Raw genomic sequence first — 24,686 nt, forward strand, 5'->3', positions numbered from 1 at the left:
CCCCGGCAGCCGGCGGCCCAGCCCGCGCCCCAGCCCGCAGCACAGCAGCCCGCTTCACGGCCGGTCACCCCGGCCCAGGCGGCCCAGCCCGCTGCCGCGGCAGCTCCTGCGGCTCCGGCCCCGGCAGCTCCTGCGGCTCCTGCGACTCCGGCCCCGGCGGCTCCGACCACCGCGGCCCGGGCCCCGAGCGCCGGAGCGGTCGACACGGCGCTGTCATTCGCCATCCAGCAGCTCGGCGACCGCTACGTGCTCGGCGGCTATGGGCCGAACGTCTGGGACTGCTCGGGGCTGACCAAGGCCGCCTACGCGGCGGCGGGCATCTACATTGGCTCGCACTCGGCCACCAACCAGTACCGCACCATGGCCAACGAGGGTCGCCTGGTGCCCTTCAATCAAGCTCAGCGCGGCGACCTCGTATTCTGGGGCGGGGGTGGCGACTACTACCATGTGGCTATCTACGTGGGCGGCGGCAAAATCCTCGAGGCTCCGAACCCGTCCTCGCCCGTGCGCATCCACGGCATCTGGTCTGCGGGCGACGTGGCTCCCTACGTGGGACGACCCGGCTGACCGGCGAAACGGATCACCGGGTTGTCGGGTGCGCGGGCATCCGGGGCGTGTCTGCGAATTCGTGTCACCACACCACGATGGCGCTCAGGACAGCCCCGCCCCGGTAAGTGAGGGCGGGTTTGTCGTGGCGAGTGGCAAGTCCGCGCCACAGCTTGCGGGTGTGACAACCCGGCGTCGCCGCTCGAGGAGCGCGGGGACGAACGAGGCGGTAGCACGTGTGGGGTCGCCACTTCACTGGTTGCAGTAGTCGCACCATTCTGGGGCTGCCAGTGCGTGATTTCGTGGTGGTCGGATCTGGTGAGTGCACCGGCCGCAACCGTGGATATCGGCTGTGATGGCCTGGGTTGCCGATCCGCAGAAGGAGCAGGGCAGGCCGTGTTCGACGTTGACGTGGCCAAACCCGGGCGCCCGGGAGGCCGGACACTCGGTTGAGAGACGCTGGGCCATTTTCTCGCACAGTGCTCGGATGGCTGCGGCGCGGGATGGTGTCTTGTGGGCGCGGTAGTCCGGAAGTATCGCAACGGATTGGTGCTGTTTCAGTAGTGCTTCAGCGGTGTCGCCGAGGATCTCGAATTGGGTGATGCTTTTGTGGGTGACCGTGTGGTTCTTCTGTGTGCCGTGCAGGATCACGCCTTGGTCCAGGAAGCCGATAGCCGACGCGAACGTGATGGCTTCGCTGGCGCTAACGATGTGTCGTCTTCCGGCCACTGGCGAGGTGCTGACGCTGCCTTCGGCGATCTCCGGGCCCAAGGTGGTTCATGTCCCGCCGGGCGACTGCTTCCCGGCGGGTACGCGGGCCCGGTATGGCTGGACATCGGCGGGATCATCCCTGGTCTGCGCGTGATCCAGGCCCGGGACGAGCCCCGGCAGCCCGACCTCACTCACGCCCGCCCTCACAGCAGTACGAGTCACGAATCGATTCTGCCGACAATCCTCACCGGACTGCAGGAGACGCGTCCTAGTGGCCCTCTTCCGCCAGTTTCGTCAGGCCGTCGCGCACGATCTGGTCGGCCTCCGCGGCGTCGCCCCAGCCCTCGGTCTTGACCCATTTGCCGGGTTCGAGGTCCTTGTAGTGCTCGAAGAAGTGCTCGATCTCCTTGCGGGTGTACTCCGGGATGTCGGTGACGTCCTGGATATAGTCCCAGCGCGGGTCGCCCGCGGGAACCGCGATGACCTTTGCGTCTGAGCCGCCGTCATCCGTCATATTGAACACGCCGACCGGGCGAACCGACAGGCCGACCCCTGGGAAAAGGGGAAACTCGATCAGGACCAGGACGTCGACCGGGTCGCCGTCGAGTCCCAGGGTGTTCTCGAAGAAGCCGTAGTCGGTCGGGTACACGAAGCTCGTGTAGAGAACCCGGTCCAGGTACACCCGCCCGGTCTCATGATCGACTTCGTACTTGTTGCGGCTCCCGCGAGGGATTTCGATTACTGCGTCGTATGCGGCCATGGCCTGGTCTCTCCCTTGTTCACAGTCTGTCGATAACGTTACTGGATGGAGTCCCCACGCCGCCCGAGGCTCACCCCGGCGATCGCCGATGTGCGCCGCCATGTACGCACCCTGCTCACCGAGGCCGGCCCGGCCCGTGGCGGCGGCCTGGTGCTGGTCGGCCTCAGCGGGGGAGCCGACTCGCTCGCCCTGGCCGCAGCCACCGCTTTCGAGGCGCCGCGCGCGGGCCTGCGCGCCGGAGCGGTCATCGTCGACCACGCCCTGCAGGCCGGCTCGGCCGGCGTCGCGGCGGCCGCGGCCGGGCAGGCGCGGGAACTCGGCCTCGACCCGGTTATCGTTCTTCGGGTCACGGTCGACCACGGCACGGATGCCGGCGGTCCGGAGGCCTCCGCCCGCACCGCTCGGTACGCGGCCTTCGACCAGGCGCGGCGGGAGACCGGCGCGAGCCACATCCTCCTCGGGCACACACTCGACGATCAGGCCGAGACCGTGCTACTCGGCCTTGCCCGGGGATCGGGCCCCACAAGCCTGCAGGGAATGAAGCCGGTCGGCGGGCCGATTCTGCGGCCGCTGCTGGGCATCCGTCGCGCCCGGACCCGGCAATTCTGCGTGGATGCCGGCCTGCACCCCTGGCAGGACCCGCACAACGACGACCCCCGCTTCCAGCGGGTGCGGGTACGCCAGACCGTGCTGCCCGTACTCGAGCGGGAGCTGGGGCCCGGCGTGGCCGAAGCACTCGTGCGCACGGCCGGGCAGCTGCGCGAGGACTCGAGCGCGCTCGACGACCTGGCCCGTGGTCTCAGCGAGCAGCTGAGTGAACCGCTCAGCGACTCTGCCGACGGCGCCGGAATCCGGCTGGACGCGAGCCGGCTCGAGACGAATCCGCCCGCGGTGCGCCAGCGGATCATCCGATTCTCGGTCGAACGGGAGTTCGGGGTGTCCCTGGAACGCGTGCACACGCTGGCCGTGCTGCGCCTGGTCACCGACTGGCACGGGCAGAAGCCGCTTGACCTGCCAGGCGTTAGGGTTATACGGCAGGACGGCTGGCTGATATTGACCGCGCCTGGACACGCCCCGAGTAAAGGACCCTCCCGCTCCCATGGAACCCCGCGACATTGAAGGCGACCTCACCGAGATTCTGATCGAGGAGGAGCAGATCCGCACCCGGCTCGCAGAGCTGTGCCGCCTGATCGAGGCGGACTATGCCGGCAGGGACCTGTTGCTGGTCGGCGTGCTCAAAGGAGCGGTCATGGTCATGGCCGATCTGGCGCGCGAACTCGTGCACCCGATCACGATGGACTGGATGGCGGTCAGCTCCTACGGGTCCGGCACGCAGTCCAGCGGCGTCGTGCGCATCCTGAAGGATCTCGACACCGACCTGCTCGGCCGCAACGTGCTCATCGTCGAGGACATCATCGACTCCGGTCTGACGCTCTCGTGGCTGCTGTCCAACCTGAAGTCTCGCGGACCGGAATCCGTTGAAATCTGCGCCCTGCTGCGCAAGCCGGATGCCGCTCGCGTCGACATCGACGTGAAATACCTCGGTTTCGACATTCCGAACCAGTTTGTCGTGGGCTACGGTCTCGACTTCGACGAACGCTACCGCAACCTGCGCTCGGTGGGCGTTCTCGCCCCGCACATCTACAGCTGAGCCTGGTAGCGCTTTAGGCGAACACACGGTCTTCGTCCAGCGCGGTCACGGTAGCCTGTCACCACGATGAACGTCAAGAAGCTACTGCGCGGGCCGCTCCTCTACATTCTCCTGGCGATTGTTGCTGTGTGGGTAGGGTCGAGTCTCATTACCATGTCGGGATTCAAAGAGATTCCGACCCAACAGGGACTGGAGTTCCTGAAAGACGGGAAGGTTTCCGAGGCCACGATCGTCGACGGCGAGCAGCGCGTCGACCTCACCCTGACCAAGGCGGATAAAGACCTCGGTAGCGAGGTCCAGTTCTACTACGTCGCCCCGCGTGGCGAAGAGGTCATCACGGCCGTCACCACTGCCAATCCGGCCGACGGCTTCACCGACGAGGTGCCGAAGTCCAGCTGGATCCTGTCGCTGCTCGGCATCATGCTGCCCCTGCTCCTGATCGGCGCTTTCTTCTGGTTCATGCTCGCCGGCATGCAGGGTGGCGGCAACAAGGTGATGCAGTTTGGCAAGTCGAAGGCCAAGCTGGTATCCAAGGAGAGCCCCCAGGTGACGTTCGCGGATGTCGCGGGCGCCGACGAGGCCATCGAGGAGCTCGAGGAGATCAAAGATTTCCTCAAGGAGCCGGCGAAGTTCCAGGCCGTCGGGGCGCGCATCCCCAAGGGCGTTCTGCTCTACGGCCCTCCCGGAACCGGTAAGACCCTCCTCGCCCGGGCCGTGGCCGGCGAGGCCAACGTGCCGTTCTACGCGATCTCGGGCTCCGACTTCGTGGAAATGTTCGTCGGCGTCGGCGCGAGCCGCGTGCGCGACCTGTTCCAGCAGGCCAAGGAAAACGCCCCGGCCATCATCTTCATCGATGAGATCGACGCCGTTGGCCGTCACCGCGGCGCCGGCATGGGCGGCGGGCACGACGAGCGCGAGCAGACCCTCAACCAGCTGCTGGTCGAGATGGACGGCTTCGACGTCAAGGCGAACGTCATTCTCATCGCGGCCACCAACCGGCCCGACATCCTCGACCCGGCGCTGCTACGCCCCGGTCGCTTCGACCGTCAGATCGGCGTGGACGCGCCCGACATGCTCGGTCGCAAGCGCATCCTGGAGGTGCACTCCAAGGGCAAGCCGATGGCTCCCGGCGTCGACCTCGAGGTGCTGGCGCGCAAGACGCCCGGCTTCACCGGCGCCGATTTGGCCAACGTTCTCAACGAGGCCGCGCTGCTCACCGCGCGTTCCAACGCGCAGCTGATCGACAACCGCGCCCTCGACGAGGCAGTCGACCGCGTGATGGCCGGTCCGCAGCGCCGCAGCCGTGTCATGCGTGACAAAGAGAAGCTGATCACCGCGTACCACGAGGGCGGCCACGCGCTCGTGGCGACTGCGATGCGCAACACCGACCCGGTCACCAAGATCACGATCCTGCCCCGCGGCCGCGCCCTCGGCTACACGATGGTTATGCCGGTCGAAGACCGCTACTCCGTCACCCGCAACGAACTACTCGACCAGCTCGCCTACGCAATGGGCGGTCGGGTGGCCGAGGAGATCATCTTCCACGACCCGACCACCGGCGCCTCGAACGACATCGAGAAGGCCACCTCGACCGCGCGCAAGATGGTCACCGAGTTCGGCATGAGCTCGGCTGTCGGCCCGCTCAAGCTCGGGCAGGGTTCCGGTGAGGTTTTCCTCGGCCGCGACATGGGCCACCAGCGGGACTACTCCGAGCGGGTCGCCGAAAGCGTCGACGCCGAAGTGCGCCAGCTGCTTGAAGACGCGCACGACGAGGCTTACCAGGTGCTGATCACGAACCGGGCCATCCTCGATGAACTGGCCGCCGAGCTGCTCGAGCACGAGACGCTCGACCAGCACGCGCTGTCCGGGCTCTTCACGGGCGTCGTCAAGCTGCCCCCGCGGCCGCAGTGGCTGTCCAGTGACAAGCGTCCGGTCTCCGACCTGCCGCCCATCGCGATGCCGACCCCCAAGGCCCTCATCGATAGCGGAGTCGCCGATGGCAGTACCGCTGGCGAGACCGCCGCGCGCACGCCGGCCCGCACGCCGGCCCGTACCCCTCGTCCTGCCACCGCGTAGGCCCCCGGGTGGCAGTGGACAGGGTTCGGATCGAAGCCGCGGTCGCCGAGATCCTCGCCGCAATCGGTGAAGATCCCGCCCGTCCGGGCCTCAGGGCGACCCCTCGCCGGGTGGCCGAATCCTACGGTGAGTTCTTCGCCGGGCTGGCGGTGGACCCGGTCGACCACCTGCGTGACACGATCCCGGTGGGCCCGCACACGGGTGAACTGGTGCTCCTGCGCGACATCGCCTTCCGCTCCGTCTGCGAACATCACCTGCTGCCCTTCCTCGGCATCGCCCACCTTGCCTACGTGCCGAACGAACGGGTCGTGGGTCTGGGCAAGCTACCGGCCGTCGTCGACACGATCGCCGCCCGGCCCCAGATGCAGGAACGCCTCACCGAGGAGATCGCCGAGGCGCTCCAAATCGGGCTCGCACCGCTCGGCGTACTGGTCGTGCTCGACGCCGTGCACGGCTGCGTGACCGCCCGTGGTTCGCGCCAGACCGCCAGCTCGACCGTCACGATGGCCAGCCGCGGGTCCCTCGCCGAACCCGTGAAGCGCGCCGAGATCATGGCCCTGATCGGCTCCGGCCGGTGACCCGGCCGCGCACCCTGATCATGGGGGTGCTCAACGTCACACCGGATTCCTTCAGCGACGGCGGCCGGTGGGCGTCGACGGATGCCGCGATCATCCACGCTCTCGACCTGCAGTCCCAGGGAGCCGACCTGATCGACGTGGGCGGCGAGTCCACGCGCCCCGGCGCCGGCCGGGTCGCGCCCGCCGAGGAGCAGTCCCGGGTGATCCCGGTGATCAGCGAACTCGCCCGGCAGGGGCTTTCGATCAGTGTCGACACCCTCAATTCGAGCACCGCGGCCGCCGCGGCCGCCGCCGGGGCGCAGATCATCAACGACGTCTCCGGCGGCCTGGCGGACCCGCTGATGGCATCCCTCGCCGCACGCAGCGGGCTGACCTACGTCGCCATGCACTGGCGGGCGCATGCCCCGAAGATGGACGACCTCGCTGTCTATGGCGACGTCGTCGCCGAGGTGCGGGCCGAGCTGGTTGCGCGGGTCGACATGCTCACCGCGGCTGGCCTGCCGCCGGAGAAGATCGTGCTCGACCCGGGGCTCGGCTTCTCGAAGCTGCCCGAGCACAACTGGCGTTTGCTGGCCCACCTGGACGCCTTCGCCGACCTGGGGTTCCCGGTCATGGTCGGTGCCTCTCGCAAGCGGTTCCTCGCCGGGGTGCTCCCGGCCGACGCGGGCGTGCTGGAACGCGATCTGCCGACCGCCGTGGTCAGCGTGCTGGCCGCGCAGGCCGGCGCCTGGGCGGTGCGCGTGCACGACGTCGCGGCGACGCGAACGGCGCTGAATGTGCTGGCACTGGCGGATTCCGCCAGAATGGGACCATGAGAAGCGACTCCATCACGCTCACCGGCCTGCGGGTCAACGCGCACCACGGCGTCTACGACTTCGAGCGGGAAAACGGACAGGACTTCGTCATCGACGTAACGGTTTGGCTCGACCTGCGGCGTGCCGCCGCGAGCGACGATGTGACGCAGACCATCCACTACGGCGAGCTCGCCGTGGAAGTGACGGATGCTGCCCGGCACAACCCGGTCGACCTGATCGAAACCGTCGCCGAGCGCATCGCCGTTGCGGTGCTGGCGCACGACGCCGCCGACACGGTGCAGGTGACGGTGCACAAACCACAGGCACCGATCTCCGTACCGTTCACGGATGTCGCGGTGCAGATCGTGCGGACGCGCGCATGACCGACGCGACCCCGGCGCTGCTCGCCCTGGGCAGCAATCTCGGCGACCGCATGGCCACCCTCACCGCGGCGATCGACGCGCTGGAGCAGGTGCCCGGGCTCGAGCTGACCGGCGTCTCCCCGGTCTACGAGTCCGCCGCGGTGAAGGTCGGCGGCGTCGACGACGAGGCACCGCGCTATCTGAACCTGGTGGTCGGCATCCGTTACACCGGGCACCCGCACACCCTGCTCGACGCGGTGAACGCCATCGAGAACGACCACGGTCGGGTGCGGGTCGAACGCTGGGGCGACCGTACCCTCGACATCGATATCATCGTCTTCGGAACGGCCTCGCTGCACGACGAGCGCCTGACCATCCCGCACCAGCGGGCCGCCGAGCGCGACTTCGTGCTGGCCCCGTGGTTGGACCTCGACCCGGCCGCAGTGCTGCCGGGCCGCGGCCCGGTGCGCGCGCTGCTCGGCGCGATCAACACCACCGTGCAGCGGTACCCCGCACTGCCGTCCGCGGGCGGCAACCGGTGAAACGTACGCAGCCGTCGGCGCTGATCGCCCTGGGTCTGGCTGGCCTGGTCGTCGTGTTCCTGCTCGAGCTGGCCGCCGCGGCCGGCGGCTCGGCGATGTTCCTGCCCCCGGCCACCCTGCCGATCGCGTTGATCGCGATCGGGATCGGCGTCCTGGCGCTGGCCTGGCCGATCCGTCAGGCCATTCGCGGCACGGTGCGGAAACACGTCAACCCGTTCCTGGCCATCCGGGTGGCGCTGCTGGCGAAGGCGTCGGCGCTGAGCGGGGCGCTGCTTCTCGGCGGCGGACTGGGAATCGTGCTCTACATCCTGACCCGCTCGGTCGTGCCGGCGGTAACATCGTTATGGCCTGCAATCGGGACGGCGGTAGGCGCCGGGATCCTTCTGACCCTGGGGCTCGTGGCCGAGCACTTCTGCACGCTTCCCCCCGATGACGACGATCAAGAGCAGGGAGAAGTGCGTGCCTGACGCGGCTGTAGGACTGGACCTCCCCGACGTGGAGGAGTGGAAGCGCGTCTCCCCGCGTTATGTGGTGGTGGAGACGGTCGGCACGATCGTCTTCGGACTGGTGCTCACGGCCATGGCCGCGGCGGTGTGGCTGCTTCTCGACGTGCAGTGGGCGCTCTACGTGATCGGCGCGATCGTGTTGATCACCGGGGCCAGTGTCGCCTTCGAACCGCGCCGGGTGCGGGCCATCGGCTATCAACTGCGACGCGACGACCTGCTCTTCCGCCGGGGCATCATGTTCACCCGGTTCGTGTCCGTCCCTTACGGGCGGATGCAGCTGGTCGATATCACGCGCGGCCCGATCGCGCGCTGGCTGGGTCTGGCCGACCTCAAATTCGTGACCGCGGCGGCCTCGTCGGGGGTGCTCATCCCGGGGCTCGCCGAGGCCGACGCGGAGAGCCTGCGCGACCGGCTCGTGGAGCTGGCCGAGAGTCGCCGGGCCGGGCTGTGACCACGCTCGCCGACGGGGAATGGCACCGGCTGCATCCGGCCAGCCCACTGCTGCGCGGCGGCATCTTCATCGTCGCCGTGCTCGGCTTCATCATCGCCAACCTCCGCGAGCGGCTGATCGACGTCTTCTTCGGGGTGCCGAGATACGGCGGCGACCCGATCGACGCGATCCTCGAGCGCGGCGTCGTCGGCTGGGCGCTGCTCGCGGTCGCGGTCGTGCTTGTGCTGGTCCTGGCGGTCTTCTACCTGTCCTGGCGCATGCACACCTTCCGGGTCACCGGGGAGGTCGTCGAGGTGCGTAGCGGAATGCTCTTCCGCAGCAACCGCCGGGCCCGCCTCGACCGCATCCAGGGTGTCAACATCGTGCGCCCGTTCATCCCTCGCCTGATCGGCGCCGCGAAGCTCGAAGTCAGCGTGGCCGGTCAGGACGCCAATGTGCAACTGGCCTACCTGGGTTCGACCCTGGCCGACCAGCTGCGACGGGACATCCTTCGCCTCGCGTCCGGACTGCGGCAGCAGGCCGTTCCCGCCCCGGATGCCGCGCTGGCCCAGACCTCCCGTCTCGGTCTCGCTCCCGCGTCACCCCTCTCTCCCGCGACCGCCGCCGCCGACCGGGCCCGGGATCTCTTCGCGCCCGAGCTGGACCCCGACGCCGCCCCGCCGGAATCGGTGGTGCGGATTCCGCCCGGGCGGCTGATCGGATCCGTCGTGTTCAGCGGCTTCACGGTTTTCGTCGTGCTCGCCGGAATCGCCCTGATCGTCGGCGTGACCGCCGGCGGCAGCGACTGGCTGCTCGTAGCCTTCATCCCCACCCTGATCGCCAGCGTCAGCTTCTATTTCACCAGGGTCATCAAGTCGCTGCGCTACAGCATCGCCGGCACCCCCGACGGCGTGCGGATCGGCTTCGGGCTGCTCACTACTAGCAACGAGACCCTGCCGCCGGGCCGGGTCCACGCGATCGGCGTCTCGCAGCCGTTGCTCTGGCGCCCGTTCGGCTGGTGGCAGGTGCGCATCAACACGGCCGGCCACTCCAGCACCCAGGGTGCCGCCGGCGAGGCCAACACCACAACCCTCCCGGTGGGCACGCTCGCCGACGTCGCCCGGGTGCTCGAATTGATCCTGCCCGGGTTCGACTCGGCGGAGCAGCAGGCCCTGATCGAACGGGGCCTCCGCTCGAAGGGCGGCGACGACGGCTTCACGAACGCGCCGCGCCGGGCGGCCTGGCTGCATCCGTTCTCCTGGCGCCGCACCGGCTACACCGTCGTGGGCGGCATCGCTCTGCTCCGGCGCGGCGTGATCTCGCGGGAGCTGGTGCTGGTGCCGCTGGCCCGGTTGCAGAGCGTCGCCATCTCGCAGGGCCCCGTGACCCGGATGCTGCGCCTCGCCTCCGCCCGGCTGCACACCGTCGCCGGGCCGGTCTCCGCCTACCTCGGGGTGGTGGCCGCCGCAGAGGCCCTGGTTTTCTTCGACCGGATCGCCTCCGGGGCCATCTCGTCGGCCCAGTCCGACACCAGCCACCACTGGAACCAGCCGATCCAGGACCAGCCGACCGCGGCCCAACCCACCTGGAAGCAACCGAACGGAGTCATCGAATGACGCCGCGTCCCGGACGCCTCGGAATCGGCATCATCGGTGCCGGCCGGGTCGGCCCCATCCTCGGCGCCGCCCTCGCCGGCGCGGGCCACGCGATCGTCGGGATCTCCGCCATCTCGCAGTCCAGCCGCGACCGGGCCGAGGCGATTCTTCCGGGCGCGCCCATCCTCACCGTTCCCGAGATCGTCGAGCGCAGCGAACTGGTCATCATCGCCGTGCCCGACGCCCAGCTCGAGAGCCTCGTCAGCGGGCTCGCGGCCGCCGGAACCTGGCAGGCCGGCCAGCTTGTGTTGCACACCTCGGCCCGGTATGGCACCTCGGTGCTGGCCCCGGCGCTGGCCGGTGGCGCAATCCCGCTGGCCATCCACCCGGCCATGAGCTTCACCGGCACCAGCATCGACCTGGCCCGCCTCGCCGACAGCTACTTCGCGGTGACGGCGCCTACGCCAGTGCTGCCGATCGGGCAGGCGCTGGTCGTGGAGATGGGCGGCGAGCCCGTGATCGTCGCGGAGGCCGACCGGGCTGCCTATGCCGAGGCCGTTGACACCGCCACGGCGTTCTCCACCTCGATCGTGGAGCAGGCCACCGGGCTGCTGGCCGGCATCGGCATCGAGCACCCCGGAGCGGTGATCGCGCCGCTGATGCGGTCCGCCATGGAGAACGCGCTGGCCCGAACCAGCCCCGACCGTCTCGACCTCTCCCAGCTCGACACGCTGGACGCGCTCGACACCCGCGACCAGGACGGTTTCGACGAATGACACAACCGCAACACACCGGAGGACGAGTGAACGTGCTCACCAAACCAGCAGTCATCGGCAGCATCGAGGAACTGCGGAGCCGCCTGACCGACGCGCAGAGCCGCATCGAGAGCGCGCGCGCCGGGCGCGGCGAGGCCGGGCTCGGGCGACCACGCATCGTGCTGGTCCCGACCATGGGGGCCCTGCACGCCGGGCACCTGACCCTGGTTCGCCGGGCCCGCAGCCTCGGCGACATCGTCGTGGTGTCGATCTTCGTCAACCCGCTGCAATTCGGGGTCGGGGAAGATCTCGGCAGCTACCCGCGCATGCTCGAGGCCGATGTCGCGGCTCTGGCCGCGGAGGGCGTGCCGTTCGTATTCGCGCCAACCAGCCAGCTGATGTACCCGGACGGCGCCGCTTCCACCCGGGTTGTCGCCGGCGCGGTCGGCAGCCTCTTCGAGGGCGCTGCGCGCCCCGGGCATTTCGACGGCATGCTGACGGTGGTTGCGAAGCTGTTCAACATCGTCGGCCCCGACGTGGCCGTGTTCGGCCAGAAAGACGCGCAGCAGGTCTTCCTGGTCGAACGGATGCTGGCCGACCTCAACTTCCGCACCCGCATCGAGGTCGTCCCGATCGTGCGCGAAGACGGCGGCCTCGCCCTCTCCAGCCGCAACCGCGCGCTCGAACCGGCGCAGCGCGCCGCCGCCCGGGCGCTGTCCGCGGGGCTCGAGGCCGCAGCATCCGTCGCCGCCCAGGGGGTCGGCGCCGCACTGCAGGCCGCCCACGCGCGGATCGACGTGCAGCCGCTGCTTAAACTGGACTATCTCGTTGTCGTCGACCCGCGGACCTTCCTTCCGGTCGGGGGCGAGCATCACGGCCCGGCCCGCATGCTGGTCGCCGCGCTGGTCGGTCACACCCGGCTGATCGACAACGTGGCCCTGGACCTTCCCTAGGCCGCACCACCCGCACGACCGTCACCAGCCAGACCCTCACCAGCCCGACCTTTCATCAACACGTCGTCACATCAATGAGCACGCGCGGGAGCGCCGGGCATCGCCCGGCCGCCACCTGCCACGGAGAACCGCATGAGCGAGCAGAACCCAGCACCGACCGAGGCCGAAATCGTGGCCGCCGCAGCGGCGGAGGCCGAGACCAACGAGCAGAAGGTCGTGCGCCTGGCCAAGCGTGACCGGTTGAACGCCGCCGCGACCAGTCCCGCCGGCGGCGCCTACCCGGTGTCCGTGCCCGTCACCGACACGATCCCCGCCGTGCGTGCGCAGTTCGGCGACCTCGAAGCGGATGCCGTCACCGGCGTCATCGTCGGCCTCGCCGGCCGCGTCGTGCACCTGCGCAATACCGGCAAGCTCTGTTTCGCGAGCCTGCAGTCCGGGGACGGCAGCCGCATCCAGGCCATGATCTCCCTGGGGGCGGTGGGGGAGGAATCCCTCGCCGATTGGAAAGACCTCGTCGACCTCGGCGACCACCTCTTCGTCTCCGGCGAGGTCATCTCCTCCCGCCGCGGCGAGCTCTCCGTCATGGCGTCGGAGTGGCAGGTCGCCGCCAAGGCGCTGCTGCCGCTGCCGAACCTGCACACCGCGCTCAGCGAAGAGACCCGCGTGCGCAGTCGGTACCTCGACCTGATCATTCGCGAGCAGGCCCGCCGCAGCGTGATCCAGCGCTCGCAGACCGTCGCTAGCCTGCGCCGCACCTTCACGGAGCTGGGCTTCATCGAGATTGAGACGCCGATGCTGCAGGTCATGCACGGTGGCGCATCCGCTCGCCCGTTCACGACCCACAGCAATGCGTTCGACACCGACCTCTTCCTGCGGATCGCGCCGGAGCTGTTCCTCAAGCGCGCCGTGGTCGGCGGCATCGACCGGGTCTACGAGATCAACCGCAACTTCCGCAACGAGGGCGCCGACTCCACCCACTCGCCGGAGTTCGCGATGCTGGAGGCCTACGAGGCTTACGGCGACTACAACTCGATCGCCGACCTCACCCAGAAACTGATTCAGGATGCCGCGTTCGCCATCGCCGGCTCGCACGTGGTGACCTGGGCCGACGGCACCGAATTCGACCTGGGCGGCGACTGGGACCGCATCGGCATGTACGACAGCCTGTCCGCGGCCTTGGGCTACGTGATCTCGCCGGCCACCCCGCTCGCCGACTTGAAGGTGCTCGCCGACACGGAGGGGCTCGATATCGACCACCCCATCCACGGCAAGTACGTCGAGGAGCTGTGGGAGCACTTCGTGAAGGGCGGCCTGACCCGCCCCACGTTCGTGCTGGACTTCCCGATCGACACCAGCCCGCTCGTGCGCGGCCACCGCGGTGTGGCCGGGGTGGTCGAGAAGTGGGACCTGTACGTGCGCGGCTTCGAGCTGGCCACCGGCTACTCCGAGCTCGTCGACCCGGTCGTGCAGCGTGAGCGCTTCGTCGAACAGGCGCGCCTCGCCGCCGGCGGCGACCCCGAGGCCATGCGCCTCGACGAGGAATTCCTGCGGGCCCTCGAGCACGGGATGCCGCCAACCGGCGGCATGGGCATGGGCATCGACCGTTTGCTGATGGCGCTGTCCGGGCTGGGAATCCGGGAGACCATCCTGTTCCCACTGGTGAAATGATCATCCGATGAGGTCGAATCCGCCTCGCGAGCCTGTGCCCGGCGAGCCTGTGCCCGGCGAGCCTGTGCCCGGCGAGCCTGTGCCCGGCGAGCCTGTGCCCGGCCAACCGATCCCGCGCGTCCGTCGTCGTCCGTCCCTGCTCGAAATCTCGATCTGGGTCGGCGTCGGGGGAACCGGGATCTACGCAATCGGAACCGGTATCGCAGGGCTGCTGAACACGTAAACGCCGCGCGCCCGCCCGCCGTTTTCCCGTATCGTTGGAGACATCATGGATAACTTCTGGGTCAGCGCTTTCTGGGCGCTCCTGCCCACCGTCGCCGTCGGGCTGATCTTTTGGATCGTGATGCGTTCCATCGTGCGGGCGGACCGCACGGAGCGTAAGGTCTACGCCCGGATCGAGGCGGAAGAGCGCGCCAAGCTCGGGCTCGATAAACCGGTTACGTAGCACCGAATGTTCGGCATCGACATCTCGACCATCATCCTCGTGATCGCCCTGGTGGTCGATTTCTCCATTCGCGTGGTGGCAATCGTCGTCGTTCCTCGCAACCGTCGGCCGACATCGGGCATGGCGTGGCTGCTAACGATCTTCTTCCTGCCCTTCATCGGCGCCTTACTCTTCCTGCTCATCGGCTACCGAACCCTGCCGAAAAAGCGACTGGAAATGCAGGAGGAGATCAACCAGTTCATCCTCGACAGCACCGAGGGAATCGATCAGGTGCGTCGCGATCATCCGTGGCCGCTCTGGCTCGACTCGGTCGTCGAACTCAACCGCAATCTGGGGGCGATGCCGCTGGTCGGCGGCAACGAGGCCCGCCTGCTCGGCGACTATGAGGGCACGTTCGCCGAGATGGTCACGGACATCGATCGGGCCCTCAATTTCGTGCACGTCGAGTTCTACATTCTTTCCCTGGATCCGACCACGGCGCCATTCTTCGACGCCCTCGAAAACGCCGTCAAGCGCGGCGTGACCGTGCGCGTGTTGATGGATCATATCCAGTCGATGCGCAAGCTCGGCTACCGCGAGACGCTGCGCCGGCTCACCGACTCCGGCGTGAAGTGGGAGCTCCTGCTGCCGCTGCAGCCGCTCAAGGGAAAGTGGCAACGGCCGGATCTGCGCAACCACCGTAAGGTGCTGATCATCGACGGCACGGTCGGTTACATGGGGTCGCAGAACGTCATCGACCGCACGTACAACATGCCGGGGAACATCCGTCGCGGCCTGAAGTGGAAAGACCTGATGACGCGGGTCGAGGGACCGATCGTGTCGGGTCTCAACGCGATTTTCATCACCGACTGGTACAGCGAGACCAACGACCTTCTGACCCGGGACATCCAGCCGGTGTCAACCGAGGTTGTGCCGCACTCCCTGGACTGCCAGGTCGTGCCCAGCGGACCCGGCTTCGAGGGCGAGAACAACCTGCGTCTGTTCCTCGCTCTGCTCTACTATGCACAGGAGCGCATCATCATCACGAGCCCGTACTTCGTGCCAGACGAGTCGATCATGTACGCCATCACGACGGCCACTCAGCGCGGGCTGCGGGTGGAGTTGTTCGTTTCCGAGGTCGGCGACCAGGCCCTCGTCTACCACGCGCAGCGCTCCTACTATGAGGAGCTGCTTCGGGCGGGCGTGAAGATCTACCTGTACAAGGCTCCCTACGTGCTGCACGCCAAGCATTTCACGATCGACGACGAGGTGGCCGTGATCGGGTCGAGCAACATGGACATGCGCTCGTTCAGCCTCAACTTCGAGGTATCGATGATGGTGCGCGGACGCTCCTTCGTGCAGCAGTTGCGGGCGGTGGAAGACGGCTACCGGGAGGACAGCCGTGAACTCACCCTGGCGGAATGGATGAAGCAGCCGCTGCGCTCCACGGTGCTCGACAATCTCGCCCGGCTGACCTCCGCGGTGCAGTAGCGGCGTCCGGCTCGGCTCCGAGCCCCGGCACCTCGCCTCACCCAATTCGGCGGTGGTCGAGGGGGCACTCCCTCGACGATGCGCGACGTGCCCAACAGGCGTTCACGAGCCGGAGACCGCACGACCAGGAGCTCGGTTCGGTGGTGAACCAATTCGACGGAGATTTTGGGAAAGAGGGAGGTTTTTCGAGCTAACCTAACCGCTTTTGCCAAAATCTCCGTCGAATTCGTTCGGGGGCGCGGGTGAAACGTGTTTTTGGCCGGTGCCCGTGCAGAGGCGTGTGTGCATAGTACGCTTCCGCTCATTCTCGCCACGTTCATGTTCTTGCTCACGGTGCTGCGGAGCATCCGTTCTGACGGCGTGATTGCTCTGGTTTTCTTCCTGGCTCACCTGGCGACGCAGATCCGGGTCGAGGTGATCGCACAAATCTTTCTCCCGCACAGGGGCTTTATGCCGGTCGACTTGGCTGGTTCCGAACCCGGGGCGCGCGGTTCGAAAGCGCCGTCTCCGGGTACCTGCTGGACATCGTCGCCACGGCCGCCTGTGCGGCCGTCGTCGGACTCGCTGAAGCTCGAGCAGAGGCACAACTCCACGCCCGATCTCAATACCTGCGTGCACTCACTGAGACCGAGTGCGTGGAGCCGGTCGTAGTCGTCCTCAGCCGGTGGCTGGGTGCAGGCTCGACGCAGCGACCCGCGCCACCCGGGGGAGGGGTGCGTTCTCCCCGGATACGATGCTGCGAATGACGGCGATCGGCAGTTTGGGCTCCCGGTTCGCGTCGGTCAGGCCGTTGGTCTCCTGCATTGTGTCCGTCAGCTGGGTGTAACAAAAGCCCGAGAGGATCGGGTTGTCCCGAAGGCTTCCCACGAGACCTGATACACGATTTTCGAAGTCCTCATGGCTTGTCGCTGTCGTGTAGCCCCACGAGTCATCGGCAGCATCGGGCGCGAAGCTGACCCCGCCGAATTCAGTGACCATGATCGACTGGCCATCGACCTCGCGGGGGATGAGCTGCAGGCGACGGCCTGCCGGACCCATACCCGCAACGAGGGATCGGATGGCGTCGATGTCCTTGTAATTGGCGTCGAGCTGCTCGGCCGTGCCGGCATAGTCGTGGATTGTGAGGATGTCAGATATGGCGTGTTCCCAGCCGTCATTGGAGATGACGGGGCGGCTCGGATCGAGCGCGCGAGTCAGGTGGTAGAGCGACTGGGCGAAGCTCAACTGGGCGTCGTCGTGTGCGATCTGTTGAACACCCCAACTCTCGTTGAGGGGAACCCAGGTGACGATTGACGGATGCGATCGGTCGCGGCGCACTACTTCGGTCCATTCGCGGGTGACTCGCGATACTGCCTCCGAAGAGAACTCGTAGGTGCTGCCCATTTCACCCCAAATGAGCAAGCCGAGCCGGTCCGCCCAATAGAGGAATCGAGGGTCCTCGACCTTTTCATGGATTCTCGCGGCGTTGAACCCGAGGGCCTTGATGAGTTCCACTTCGGCTCGCAGAGCTTCGGCCGAGGGCGCAGCGAGGTGCGACTGCGGCCAGTAGCCCTGCTCCAGCACCGATCGTACGAAGTACGGTCGGTCATTGAGCAGGAACCTGCCGCCCGCGACACCGACGCTGCGAAGCCCGAAATAGGAGAAGGACTCGTCGAGAATGCTTCCGTCGTCAGCAATGATCGAGACATGCGCGTCAATCAGTCGTGGGTTTTCCGGTGACCAGAGGAGAGCTTCACAGGCCTGACCGTTCGCCTGCCGAGAAATCTGAATGGTTGCCTGTGATCGCGGCTCAACGGCCAAGAAAGACTGCCGGGCGAGAATTTCGCCCGCGATGGACAGTTCCACCTGAACAGTCACGCTCGGCGCCGGTCGCCGCGTCAGCTCCACCTCGATCGCGACGTCCCCAGCCGGCACGTTTGGAATCCAACGCAGTGCCGTGATGCGCTGATCCGGCACAGACTCGAGCCAGACCGGTTGCCAAATCCCCGTAGTGCGGTGGTACCAAATGACGTGCGCATCCTCAAGCCAATCCTGTTTGCCCCGCGGCTGAGCTACGTCGTGGGGGTCATCCTCGGCACGAACCACGAGCACGCAGTCCTCTTGGGGCGACAGAGCTTCGGTGATGTCAAAGGAGAATGGCGTCTGGCCGCCCTCGTGAGACCCGATGAACTGGCCATCGATCCACACAGATGCGCGGTAGTCGACCGCCCCAAAATGCAACACCACTCGGTCACGCCCGCGGGACAGTCCGCTCGCGGCCACGTCTTCGGGGCTGATGATGCGGGAATACCAGACAACGGGATGGAAGCCCGGCTCGGCGATTCCTGACATCTCCGACTCAGGCGGAAACGGAACAGTGATGACCCGGCCAAGGTGTGCAGGGTTTGCGAACCACTTCTCGCTTCTGCCGATGTCGTGATCGTCGTGTTCGAATGCCCACTCGCCGGCGAGATCGTGCCAATTCGGGCGGACAAGTTGCGGGCGGGGATACACGCCACCCTGGGCACTGGCAGAAATCGGGAGAGAACGCGACATACCGCAATCATGCCGCCAAATTACAGCGCTGTAAAGTCTGAGTGTCGGTCGAGGCGTCAAGGAGCAAATGGAGCGCTCTCGCGCACCTCGAGTGAATGCCCCACGATCCTGTGGCGGCCAACCCCCCGGTATCCAGCGATTCGTTCCTCGAGGAGATCGAAAGCAGCCGCGGCGATAGCGGTCTTCCTCGGCGCCACGGAGGTGAGTGTCGGGGACGTGTACGCGGCCAGGAAGGTGTTGTCCCAACCGACCACGGCCACATCTGCGGGTACCGATCGCCCGGAATCATGGAGGGCTTTCAATGCTCCGATCGCAAACCGGTCGTCGCGGCTGACCACGCCGTCAAAACACACCCCGCGCTCAATCGCCTCGGCAACCGAACGAAGGCCTGCTTCAGCCGTGAATTCCAAGGCCGTGAATACCAGCTCGGGATCCAGCTGGACCCCGGCCTCCAGGAGACCCTGTTGGTAGCCGAGAAGGCGCTGATTCGTCGAACCAGTGATGTCCGCCGCTATGACACCGAGAAAAGCGATGCGTCGACATCCTCTCGCTAAGAGGTGCCGCGTGGCATCGAGAGCGGCCGAGATGTTGTCGATCATCACGTGGTCTGTCATGACAGGCATGGCCGCCTCGCCGAGCAAGACCAGCGGAGTGCCAGGATCGAGCTTCGCAATGTCGAGCGATTCCATGCGGACGGGGTGAAAGATCACGCCGTCGACCAGCCCAGCCTCCCGATCGCTGAGTACCGCCCGTTCCGCGACGGGATCGCTCAAGGTCTGCTCGATGATGACTCGGTATCCTCGTCGAGTTGCTTCTTCGGCAATGTGACGGGAGAGTTCCGAAAAGTACGGGTGGTCGATTTCGGGGATTGCCAGGGCGATCATTCCGGTTCTTCCGGTAGCCAGACGCCGCGCCGTAAGGTTGGGTCGGTAGCCGAGCTGGTCAATTGCCGCTTGCACCTTCTCGCGGAGCGCCGGGGCCACGTGAGGATAGTTGTGAACGACGTTTGAGACGGTCTTCATGGATACGCCCGCGAGCTCCGCGACGTCTATTAGTCGAACCCTTGCCATGTTTGTCCCGTCCCGTCCGGTCCATCCTAAGGCGACTGTGGCCAGGCGCTGGAAACGGCGTTTGTCGCGGATCCTCGCAGACTAGACAAACATCTTTCTAGCGCTGTACATTGACGGAAGGCGCTCGTCTGCCGCTCCGATTGGTGCGGGGAATGGGCGGCCCGCTTCGCGCATGAGTCGCGGAGCGATGTTTTCGATGAGGAGGACGAACGATCATGAAGCAGAAAGACTTCCTGGGGCGGCGAGTGATTGGGGCCACAGCTCTCGGTGCCGCACTCATGCTGGTACTGGCCGGATGCTCTGCGGGCGGAACCGGGCAGGCAGCGAGTGAGCCCTTCACCGGTGAATACACCGGACCTGAAGTGGAGCTGTCCTACTGGAACGGCTTCACCGGCGGGGACGGTCCGTTCATGGAGAAGATGGTGTCCGACTTCAATGCTGAGCATGACAACATCACGGTTGTCTCGAACACGATGCAGTGGACCGACTTCTACCAGAGACTGCCTGCAGCGGTGACCGCCGGCGAGGGTCCCGACGTCGGCGTGATGCACCTGGACCAGCTCGCGTCGAATGCCGCGCGAAACGTCATAGTACCGATCGACGATCTCGCCGAGGACTTGGGTCTCACGTCAGATGACTTCAGCGACGAAGTCTGGAATGCCGGCGTCTATAAGGACGCCCGATACGGCATTCCGCTCGATGTGCATTCACTGGCCATGTACTACAACACCGAACATTTCGCCGCCGCTGGGATCGAAGGGGCCCCGACCGACGCGGCTTCCTTCCAGGAGGCGCTCGACAAGCTCAAAGCAGCTGGGTACGAAACTCCATTCTGGATGCCGACGCGGTGGCCGAGCCACCTCATGAACCTCTCCGTGCTGTGGCAGAACGACGGTGAACCATATGGTGACGACGGGGCAACGTTTGATTCAGCAGCCGGGGTAGAGGCACTTGAGTGGCAGCGCTCCATCGTGGACGACGGTTACAGCCCGAGTGACGTCGCCATCGACTCTCAGTACGTCGCCTTCAAGAATCGTGAGACCTCGATCACCTGGGACGGCATCTGGCAGATCAACGATCTCGCCGAGTCCGGTCTGCCTTACGCGGTCGCCCCGGTCCCCACAATTGGTGACACGGATGCCGTATGGGCCAACTCCCATAACTTCTTCCTTCCCCGCCAGGCAAACGCGGACCAGAACAAGGTCAACGCATCGAAGGTGTTCATCGCCTGGATGAGCGAGCAGTCCGCCGAGTGGGCAGGCTCGGGCATGATCCCCGCTCGCCAGTCGGTGCGTGATGCGGGTGCCCTCGACGGCCTGCCGCAGGAAGCAATCGCGGCAACGATCGATTCGATGCGTTTCTTGCCGCCCATTCCCGGGATCGGTGGGGTTCAGGCCGAGACCCTCGAAATCGCAGTCGCCGACGGGGTTCAGGGAACGACGACGCCGAGTGACGCGCTCAAAAAAGCCGCCGGCACGGCGACGAAACTCATGGCCGACAACAAAGCCTCGTTCGGGGACTGACCAGTGTCGACGAAGGTCGGTGAGCGCGCCCTCCCCATGGGGAGGGCGCGCCGCCCCTCGGCCTCCGACCCGGAGTCGCAGAAAAATCGTGGAGTGCGAGCGGGCACTCGGCGGCAGGGGATAGCCACCCCCTGGCTATTCCTTGCCCCCTACCTGCTTCTGTTTGGCAGCTTCGTCGTCCTCCCGGCAGTTTTAGGGGTGTGGATCAGTCTTCATTCCTGGGACTACACGTTGCCGAACAAACCCTTTGTCGGCCTCGACAACTACGTCGCCTTGTTCTCACCCGGATCGACGGTTTTTGGCCCGTTCTGGGGGTCCATGCGGGCCACCGGCATCTTCACGGTACTCAGCGTGCCATTGCTCCTGATCGTCCCGCTCGCCGTTGCCTTACTCATGAGCAGGAAGTTTCCCGGACGGGACTTTCTCCGAGCAATCTACTTCGCCCCCTACGTACTCGGCGTCGCCGTCATCTCGGTGCTGTGGCGATACCTGCTCGACAACAACATCGGACTGGTGAACCACTATCTGGGACTCCTAGGACTTCCGGATGACACCGCTTGGACAACAACGACGCCCGCGGCCTGGGTCGCGCTCGTGGGAGTGACCGTCTGGTGGACGCTCGGATTCAACGCCGTCATTTACCTTGCCGGCCTTCAGGACATCCCGATCGAACTCTACGAAGCCGCACGTGTTGATGGGGCCGGACCGTGGATGCAGTTCCTGCACGTGACGATCCCCGGGCTGAAGCCCATCCTCTCGTTCATCACGATCATCACCCTTCTTGCATCCGCCAACATGTTTGGCCAGTCCTATCTCATGACTCAGGGCGGCCCCGGACGTGAAACGCGCACGGCCATATATCAGATCGCCGACGCGGGTCTGCGCAACTTTCAGATGGGCAGCGCCGCAGCGATGAGTTATGTACTGACCGTATTCCTCATGGCGATCAGTGCTTTTGTCTTCTACATCTTTCGCGAGAAACAGCCCAAGAAGCTCAAGAAGGAGGTGCGCTCGTGAACGCTCTCACGACCAGGATCAGTGCAGGTTCCCGTGCACGCAGTGCACGTCGACGGAGTGGCACAATCACTCGGGTCGTCGTTCTCGGCGCGATCGCAATCGCGTTCATCAGCCCGATCATCTTCATGATCGTGACCAGCTTCAAGACCCGGGCTGACGCAACAACTATTCCACCGGCGTGGATTCCCAATCCAATTTCCGTACAAGCTTTCGCGTCTATCCTCGCTCCCGGGACTGCGACTCCGGTGCTGCAATGGTTCGCAAACAGCATGGTCGCAGCCGCCCTCAATGCCACGCTCGTCGTCGTCACGGCGTCATTGGCGGCGTATCCGCTCGCACGAATGCAGTTTCGCGGCAAGAATTTCGTCTTCGTCATCATCGTCGCGACATTGCTGGTGCCGCCGGTAATCCTGGTGATTCCCAACTACCTTATCGTGAGCGAACTGGGGTGGCTCAACTCGCTCGTCGCGATCATCATTCCCACGGCGGCGTCCGCATTCGGAGTGTTCTTCATGCGACAGTTCTTCGTCGGCCTGCCGATCGAGTTAGAGGAGGCCGCCCGGCTCGATGGGGCGAACCGATTCGTCATCTTCATGCAAGTGGTTCTGCCGCTCGCCAAACCCGCACTTGCAACACTCGCGCTGCTCGCCTTCCTCGGCAACTGGAACGACTTCCTCTGGCCCGTCTACGTCTTGTTCAGCCCGGAGATACAAACACTGCCAGCTGGACTGTCCACGCTTCAGTCCGCAAATGCGGTGCGCTACGACCTTTTGATGGCCGGCGCGGTTGTCGCGAGCGTGCCCGTGCTGGCGCTGTTCATCTTCCTTCAGCGCTTTATCATCGAGGGCGTTTCTCGCTCCGGAGTGAAGGGATAGCACGTGTTGACCTCTGCTCGCCGCGCAGCGGTAGCGTGTGTGGCTGGAGCCATCATGACCGCCTTCGCGGTGAGTGGCTGCACGGCGGCTCCGGAGCACTCGGCACCTCCGGCGTCTGCCGCAGCAGGCGCTGCGGTACTCAACACGAATTTCGCAGACCCCGACGTGGTGGAGGTCGACGGCACTTATTTCGCGTATGCCACCAACGACAACAACCGCAACGTGCAGGTCGCCTCCTCCACCGATCTCCTCGATTGGGAGGTGTTACCGGACGCGTTGCCGGATCTCCCAAGCTGGATTATTCCGGGAAAGACCTGGGCGCCTGAGGTGACGAGACTCGCCGATGATTCATTCGTCATGTACTTCACGGCGACGAATTTTGCGCCAACGCTGCAGTGCATTGGTGTAGCCACTGCCAGCGACCCGGCCGGACCGTTCATCGTTCAGAGCGACGCCATGATCATCTGTCCAGAAGACGAAGGCGGCGCGATCGATGCAAGCACCGTGCTCATCGACGACGCCTTGTACCTCGTCTGGAAAAATGACGGTAACTGTTGCGACCTCGACACCTGGATTCAGGCGGCCACGCTCTCTCCCGACGGGCTCAGCATCACGGGCGATCCCATCAGGATCCTGAAGCAAACCGAGGATTGGGAGGGCAACCTTATCGAGGCTCCCACCATTGTGGTCCGAGGTACAGGACTCCTGATGCTCTACTCCGCTAACTCTTACGGAGACGACCGATATGCGGTCGGTGCTGCAACGGCTGCCTCAATCGATGGCCCGTGGACGAAGGAAACGGGTCCGATCCTCTCGACCGAAGGGTCGGGGGGCCTATATCGCGGCCCTGGTGGCCAAGACCTGGTCTTTGGTCTGAATGGCAAGGACTATCTCGTCTTCCACGGGTGGGACACGGACTACACGTACCGCGCACTTCACGTTGCCGAGACCGAATGGGACGCCGACATTCCTCGGGTCCTGACCCCCGAGTAACCCAATTGGGGTGCGACCTTTCTTTCGCGGCGCCATCCTGGCGCCGTGGCCGAACCGAGTCGTGGATGGAAAGTACACATTCGGTGGTGTCGAGCAACAGCTCAGCATCACCGAGCCGTCGAGGGGTCACGCTCTCCATGGACTCGTGTCCTGGTTGAACTTTGCAGTGGTCAGGCAGGCGGCCGATCGGCTCGTCCTCGCGGCAACCGTCGAAGCGCAGCCTGGATACCCCCACCGGGTGACGCTGGAGGTGGATTTTGCGCTTGACGCCGGTGGCCTTCGAACGGCAGTTACGGCAGTGAATGCCGGTCCAAATTCCGCCCCTTTTGGCGTCGCTCCGCACCCGTACCTTGTTGCCGGCGATGGCCGCGTCAACGACTGGACGCTGGAGCTCGCAGCCCAGCGAATCCTGACCGTGACTCATGACCGCCTCATACCCCTTCACCTCTGTGATCTCGATGCTGGTGATCTTGCCGTGTTTGACTTCCGCACGCCGCGGACTATCGATGACACCTTCATCGACCATGGATTCACTGGCTTCGACCGGGACGATGAAGGCATGGCGACACTTCGATTGACGACGACCGCGGGCAGTGGAGTGGAAATGATCTGGGGTCCCGAATGCCCGTGGGTTCAGGTGCATACGGCTGATCAATTAGTACCCTCGATCGACAGAATTGGACTCGCCGTTGAACCAATGACCTGTCCGCCGGATGCGTTCAACTCTGGAATGAACCTGAACGTTCTTGAGCCATCCGGCTCAACGCGCGCCTCCTGGACGGTTCGTGCAATCGACCAGCTATGCAGACCGCTCTGGAATTGACGCGACTC

The 24,686-nt window shown here is 65.8% G+C and carries 25 protein-coding genes; 21 read left to right on the forward strand and 4 right to left on the reverse strand.

Going from position 1 to position 24,686, the window contains the following annotated elements; all coding sequences use genetic code 11:
* Window positions 1-567, forward strand: a 567-nt coding sequence (locus tag E3N94_RS03620) for an NlpC/P60 family protein (RefSeq protein ID WP_166790056.1), incomplete at its 5' end; no start/stop codon positions are given.
* Between the two features lie 231 nt (window positions 568-798).
* Here the strand turns inward: E3N94_RS03620 and E3N94_RS03630 are convergent.
* Entirely contained in the window at window positions 799-1,317 is a 519-nt protein-coding gene (locus E3N94_RS03630) for a DUF6671 family protein (RefSeq protein WP_134569826.1), read from the reverse strand.
* Between the two features lie 208 nt (window positions 1,318-1,525).
* The gene (locus tag E3N94_RS03635) at window positions 1,526-2,017 is read right to left on the reverse strand and encodes an inorganic diphosphatase (RefSeq protein WP_104102469.1); all 492 of its coding nucleotides are present in this window, start codon (window positions 2,015-2,017) and stop codon (window positions 1,526-1,528) included.
* Window positions 2,018-2,062: 45 nt separating this feature from the next.
* Here E3N94_RS03635 and tilS point away from each other — a divergent pair, with 45 nt between their 5' ends.
* The 15 genes from tilS to cls all read left to right on the forward strand — a co-directional run bounded on the left by tilS (window position 2,063) and on the right by cls (window position 15,842).
* Complete coding sequence (tilS, locus tag E3N94_RS03640) at window positions 2,063-3,136, forward strand: tRNA lysidine(34) synthetase TilS (RefSeq protein WP_134569827.1); 1,074 nt, start codon at window positions 2,063-2,065, stop codon at window positions 3,134-3,136.
* Window positions 3,117-3,668, forward strand: coding sequence for a hypoxanthine phosphoribosyltransferase (gene hpt, locus E3N94_RS03645; protein ID WP_104102464.1), 552 nt, complete (start codon window positions 3,117-3,119; stop codon window positions 3,666-3,668). The genes tilS and hpt overlap by 20 nt, the downstream gene beginning before the upstream one ends.
* Window positions 3,669-3,734: 66 nt before the next feature.
* Window positions 3,735-5,744: an ATP-dependent zinc metalloprotease FtsH gene (ftsH, locus tag E3N94_RS03650; protein WP_134569828.1), complete on the forward strand. Its 2,010-nt coding sequence runs from the start codon at window positions 3,735-3,737 to the stop codon at window positions 5,742-5,744.
* Window positions 5,745-5,752: 8 nt separating this feature from the next.
* Window positions 5,753-6,322, forward strand: coding sequence for a GTP cyclohydrolase I FolE (folE, locus tag E3N94_RS03655; protein WP_134569829.1), 570 nt, complete (start codon window positions 5,753-5,755; stop codon window positions 6,320-6,322).
* Window positions 6,323-6,342: 20 nt separating this feature from the next.
* Window positions 6,343-7,137: a dihydropteroate synthase gene (folP, locus tag E3N94_RS03660; RefSeq protein ID WP_134401859.1), complete on the forward strand. Its 795-nt coding sequence runs from the start codon at window positions 6,343-6,345 to the stop codon at window positions 7,135-7,137.
* A complete protein-coding gene (folB, locus tag E3N94_RS03665) occupies window positions 7,134-7,499 on the forward strand; it encodes a dihydroneopterin aldolase (protein ID WP_104102455.1) in 366 nt (121 codons plus the stop codon). The genes folP and folB overlap by 4 nt, the downstream gene beginning before the upstream one ends.
* Entirely contained in the window at window positions 7,496-8,020 is a 525-nt protein-coding gene (folK, locus tag E3N94_RS03670; protein ID WP_104102453.1) for a 2-amino-4-hydroxy-6-hydroxymethyldihydropteridine diphosphokinase, read from the forward strand. Before folB ends, folK begins: the two co-directional genes overlap by 4 nt.
* Entirely contained in the window at window positions 8,017-8,487 is a 471-nt protein-coding gene (locus E3N94_RS03675) for a DUF3180 domain-containing protein (RefSeq protein ID WP_104102450.1), read from the forward strand. Before folK ends, E3N94_RS03675 begins: the two co-directional genes overlap by 4 nt.
* Window positions 8,480-8,977: a PH domain-containing protein gene (locus tag E3N94_RS03680; RefSeq protein WP_233191491.1), complete on the forward strand. Its 498-nt coding sequence runs from the start codon at window positions 8,480-8,482 to the stop codon at window positions 8,975-8,977. The genes E3N94_RS03675 and E3N94_RS03680 overlap by 8 nt, the downstream gene beginning before the upstream one ends.
* Window positions 8,974-10,572, forward strand: a complete 1,599-nt coding sequence (locus E3N94_RS03685; RefSeq protein ID WP_134401786.1) for a PH domain-containing protein — start codon at window positions 8,974-8,976, stop codon at window positions 10,570-10,572. Before E3N94_RS03680 ends, E3N94_RS03685 begins: the two co-directional genes overlap by 4 nt.
* On the forward strand, window positions 10,569-11,327 hold the full coding sequence (locus E3N94_RS03690; protein WP_134401785.1) for a Rossmann-like and DUF2520 domain-containing protein: 759 nt from the start codon (window positions 10,569-10,571) through the stop codon (window positions 11,325-11,327). Before E3N94_RS03685 ends, E3N94_RS03690 begins: the two co-directional genes overlap by 4 nt.
* Window positions 11,328-11,359: 32 nt before the next feature.
* Window positions 11,360-12,259 (forward strand): pantoate--beta-alanine ligase, encoded by a 900-nt coding sequence (panC, locus tag E3N94_RS03695; protein WP_241976902.1) that lies wholly within the window; start codon window positions 11,360-11,362, stop codon window positions 12,257-12,259.
* Between the two features lie 132 nt (window positions 12,260-12,391).
* Window positions 12,392-13,927, forward strand: coding sequence for a lysine--tRNA ligase (gene lysS, locus E3N94_RS03700; protein ID WP_134569830.1), 1,536 nt, complete (start codon window positions 12,392-12,394; stop codon window positions 13,925-13,927).
* Window positions 13,928-14,195: 268 nt separating this feature from the next.
* A complete protein-coding gene (locus tag E3N94_RS16425; RefSeq protein WP_166784554.1) occupies window positions 14,196-14,372 on the forward strand; it encodes a hypothetical protein in 177 nt (58 codons plus the stop codon).
* Between the two features lie 6 nt (window positions 14,373-14,378).
* Entirely contained in the window at window positions 14,379-15,842 is a 1,464-nt protein-coding gene (gene cls, locus E3N94_RS03705) for a cardiolipin synthase (RefSeq protein WP_104102434.1), read from the forward strand.
* A gap of 657 nt (window positions 15,843-16,499) precedes the next feature.
* Here cls and E3N94_RS03710 read toward each other — a convergent pair.
* The gene (locus tag E3N94_RS03710; protein ID WP_347232374.1) at window positions 16,500-18,437 is read right to left on the reverse strand and encodes a sugar-binding domain-containing protein; all 1,938 of its coding nucleotides are present in this window, start codon (window positions 18,435-18,437) and stop codon (window positions 16,500-16,502) included.
* A complete protein-coding gene (locus tag E3N94_RS03715) occupies window positions 18,434-19,447 on the reverse strand; it encodes a LacI family DNA-binding transcriptional regulator (protein ID WP_104102425.1) in 1,014 nt (337 codons plus the stop codon). The genes E3N94_RS03710 and E3N94_RS03715 overlap by 4 nt, the downstream gene beginning before the upstream one ends.
* A 215-nt stretch (window positions 19,448-19,662) precedes the next feature.
* On the opposite strand from E3N94_RS03715, the gene E3N94_RS03720 reads away from it, so the two are divergent.
* From E3N94_RS03720 to E3N94_RS03740, 5 genes are read left to right on the forward strand one after another with little or no spacing between them, the layout of a single operon-like run.
* Window positions 19,663-20,970, forward strand: a complete 1,308-nt coding sequence (locus E3N94_RS03720) for an ABC transporter substrate-binding protein (protein WP_134569831.1) — start codon at window positions 19,663-19,665, stop codon at window positions 20,968-20,970.
* Between the two features lie 3 nt (window positions 20,971-20,973).
* Window positions 20,974-21,987, forward strand: coding sequence for a sugar ABC transporter permease (locus tag E3N94_RS03725; protein ID WP_233191485.1), 1,014 nt, complete (start codon window positions 20,974-20,976; stop codon window positions 21,985-21,987).
* Window positions 21,984-22,862 carry a carbohydrate ABC transporter permease gene (locus E3N94_RS03730; RefSeq protein WP_241987055.1) on the forward strand — a complete coding sequence of 293 codons (879 nt, stop codon included), beginning with the start codon at window positions 21,984-21,986 and terminating at the stop codon, window positions 22,860-22,862. The genes E3N94_RS03725 and E3N94_RS03730 overlap by 4 nt, the downstream gene beginning before the upstream one ends.
* A gap of 54 nt (window positions 22,863-22,916) precedes the next feature.
* Window positions 22,917-23,855 carry a glycoside hydrolase family 43 protein gene (locus tag E3N94_RS03735; protein WP_104102419.1) on the forward strand — a complete coding sequence of 313 codons (939 nt, stop codon included), beginning with the start codon at window positions 22,917-22,919 and terminating at the stop codon, window positions 23,853-23,855.
* Window positions 23,856-23,865: 10 nt separating this feature from the next.
* A complete protein-coding gene (locus E3N94_RS03740; protein ID WP_277870670.1) occupies window positions 23,866-24,678 on the forward strand; it encodes an aldose 1-epimerase family protein in 813 nt (270 codons plus the stop codon).
* The last annotated feature ends 8 nt before the right edge of the window (window positions 24,679-24,686 follow it).

It is taken from the genome of Cryobacterium sp. Sr3 (assembly GCF_004402835.1).
Classification (GTDB): domain Bacteria; phylum Actinomycetota; class Actinomycetes; order Actinomycetales; family Microbacteriaceae; genus Cryobacterium; species Cryobacterium sandaracinum.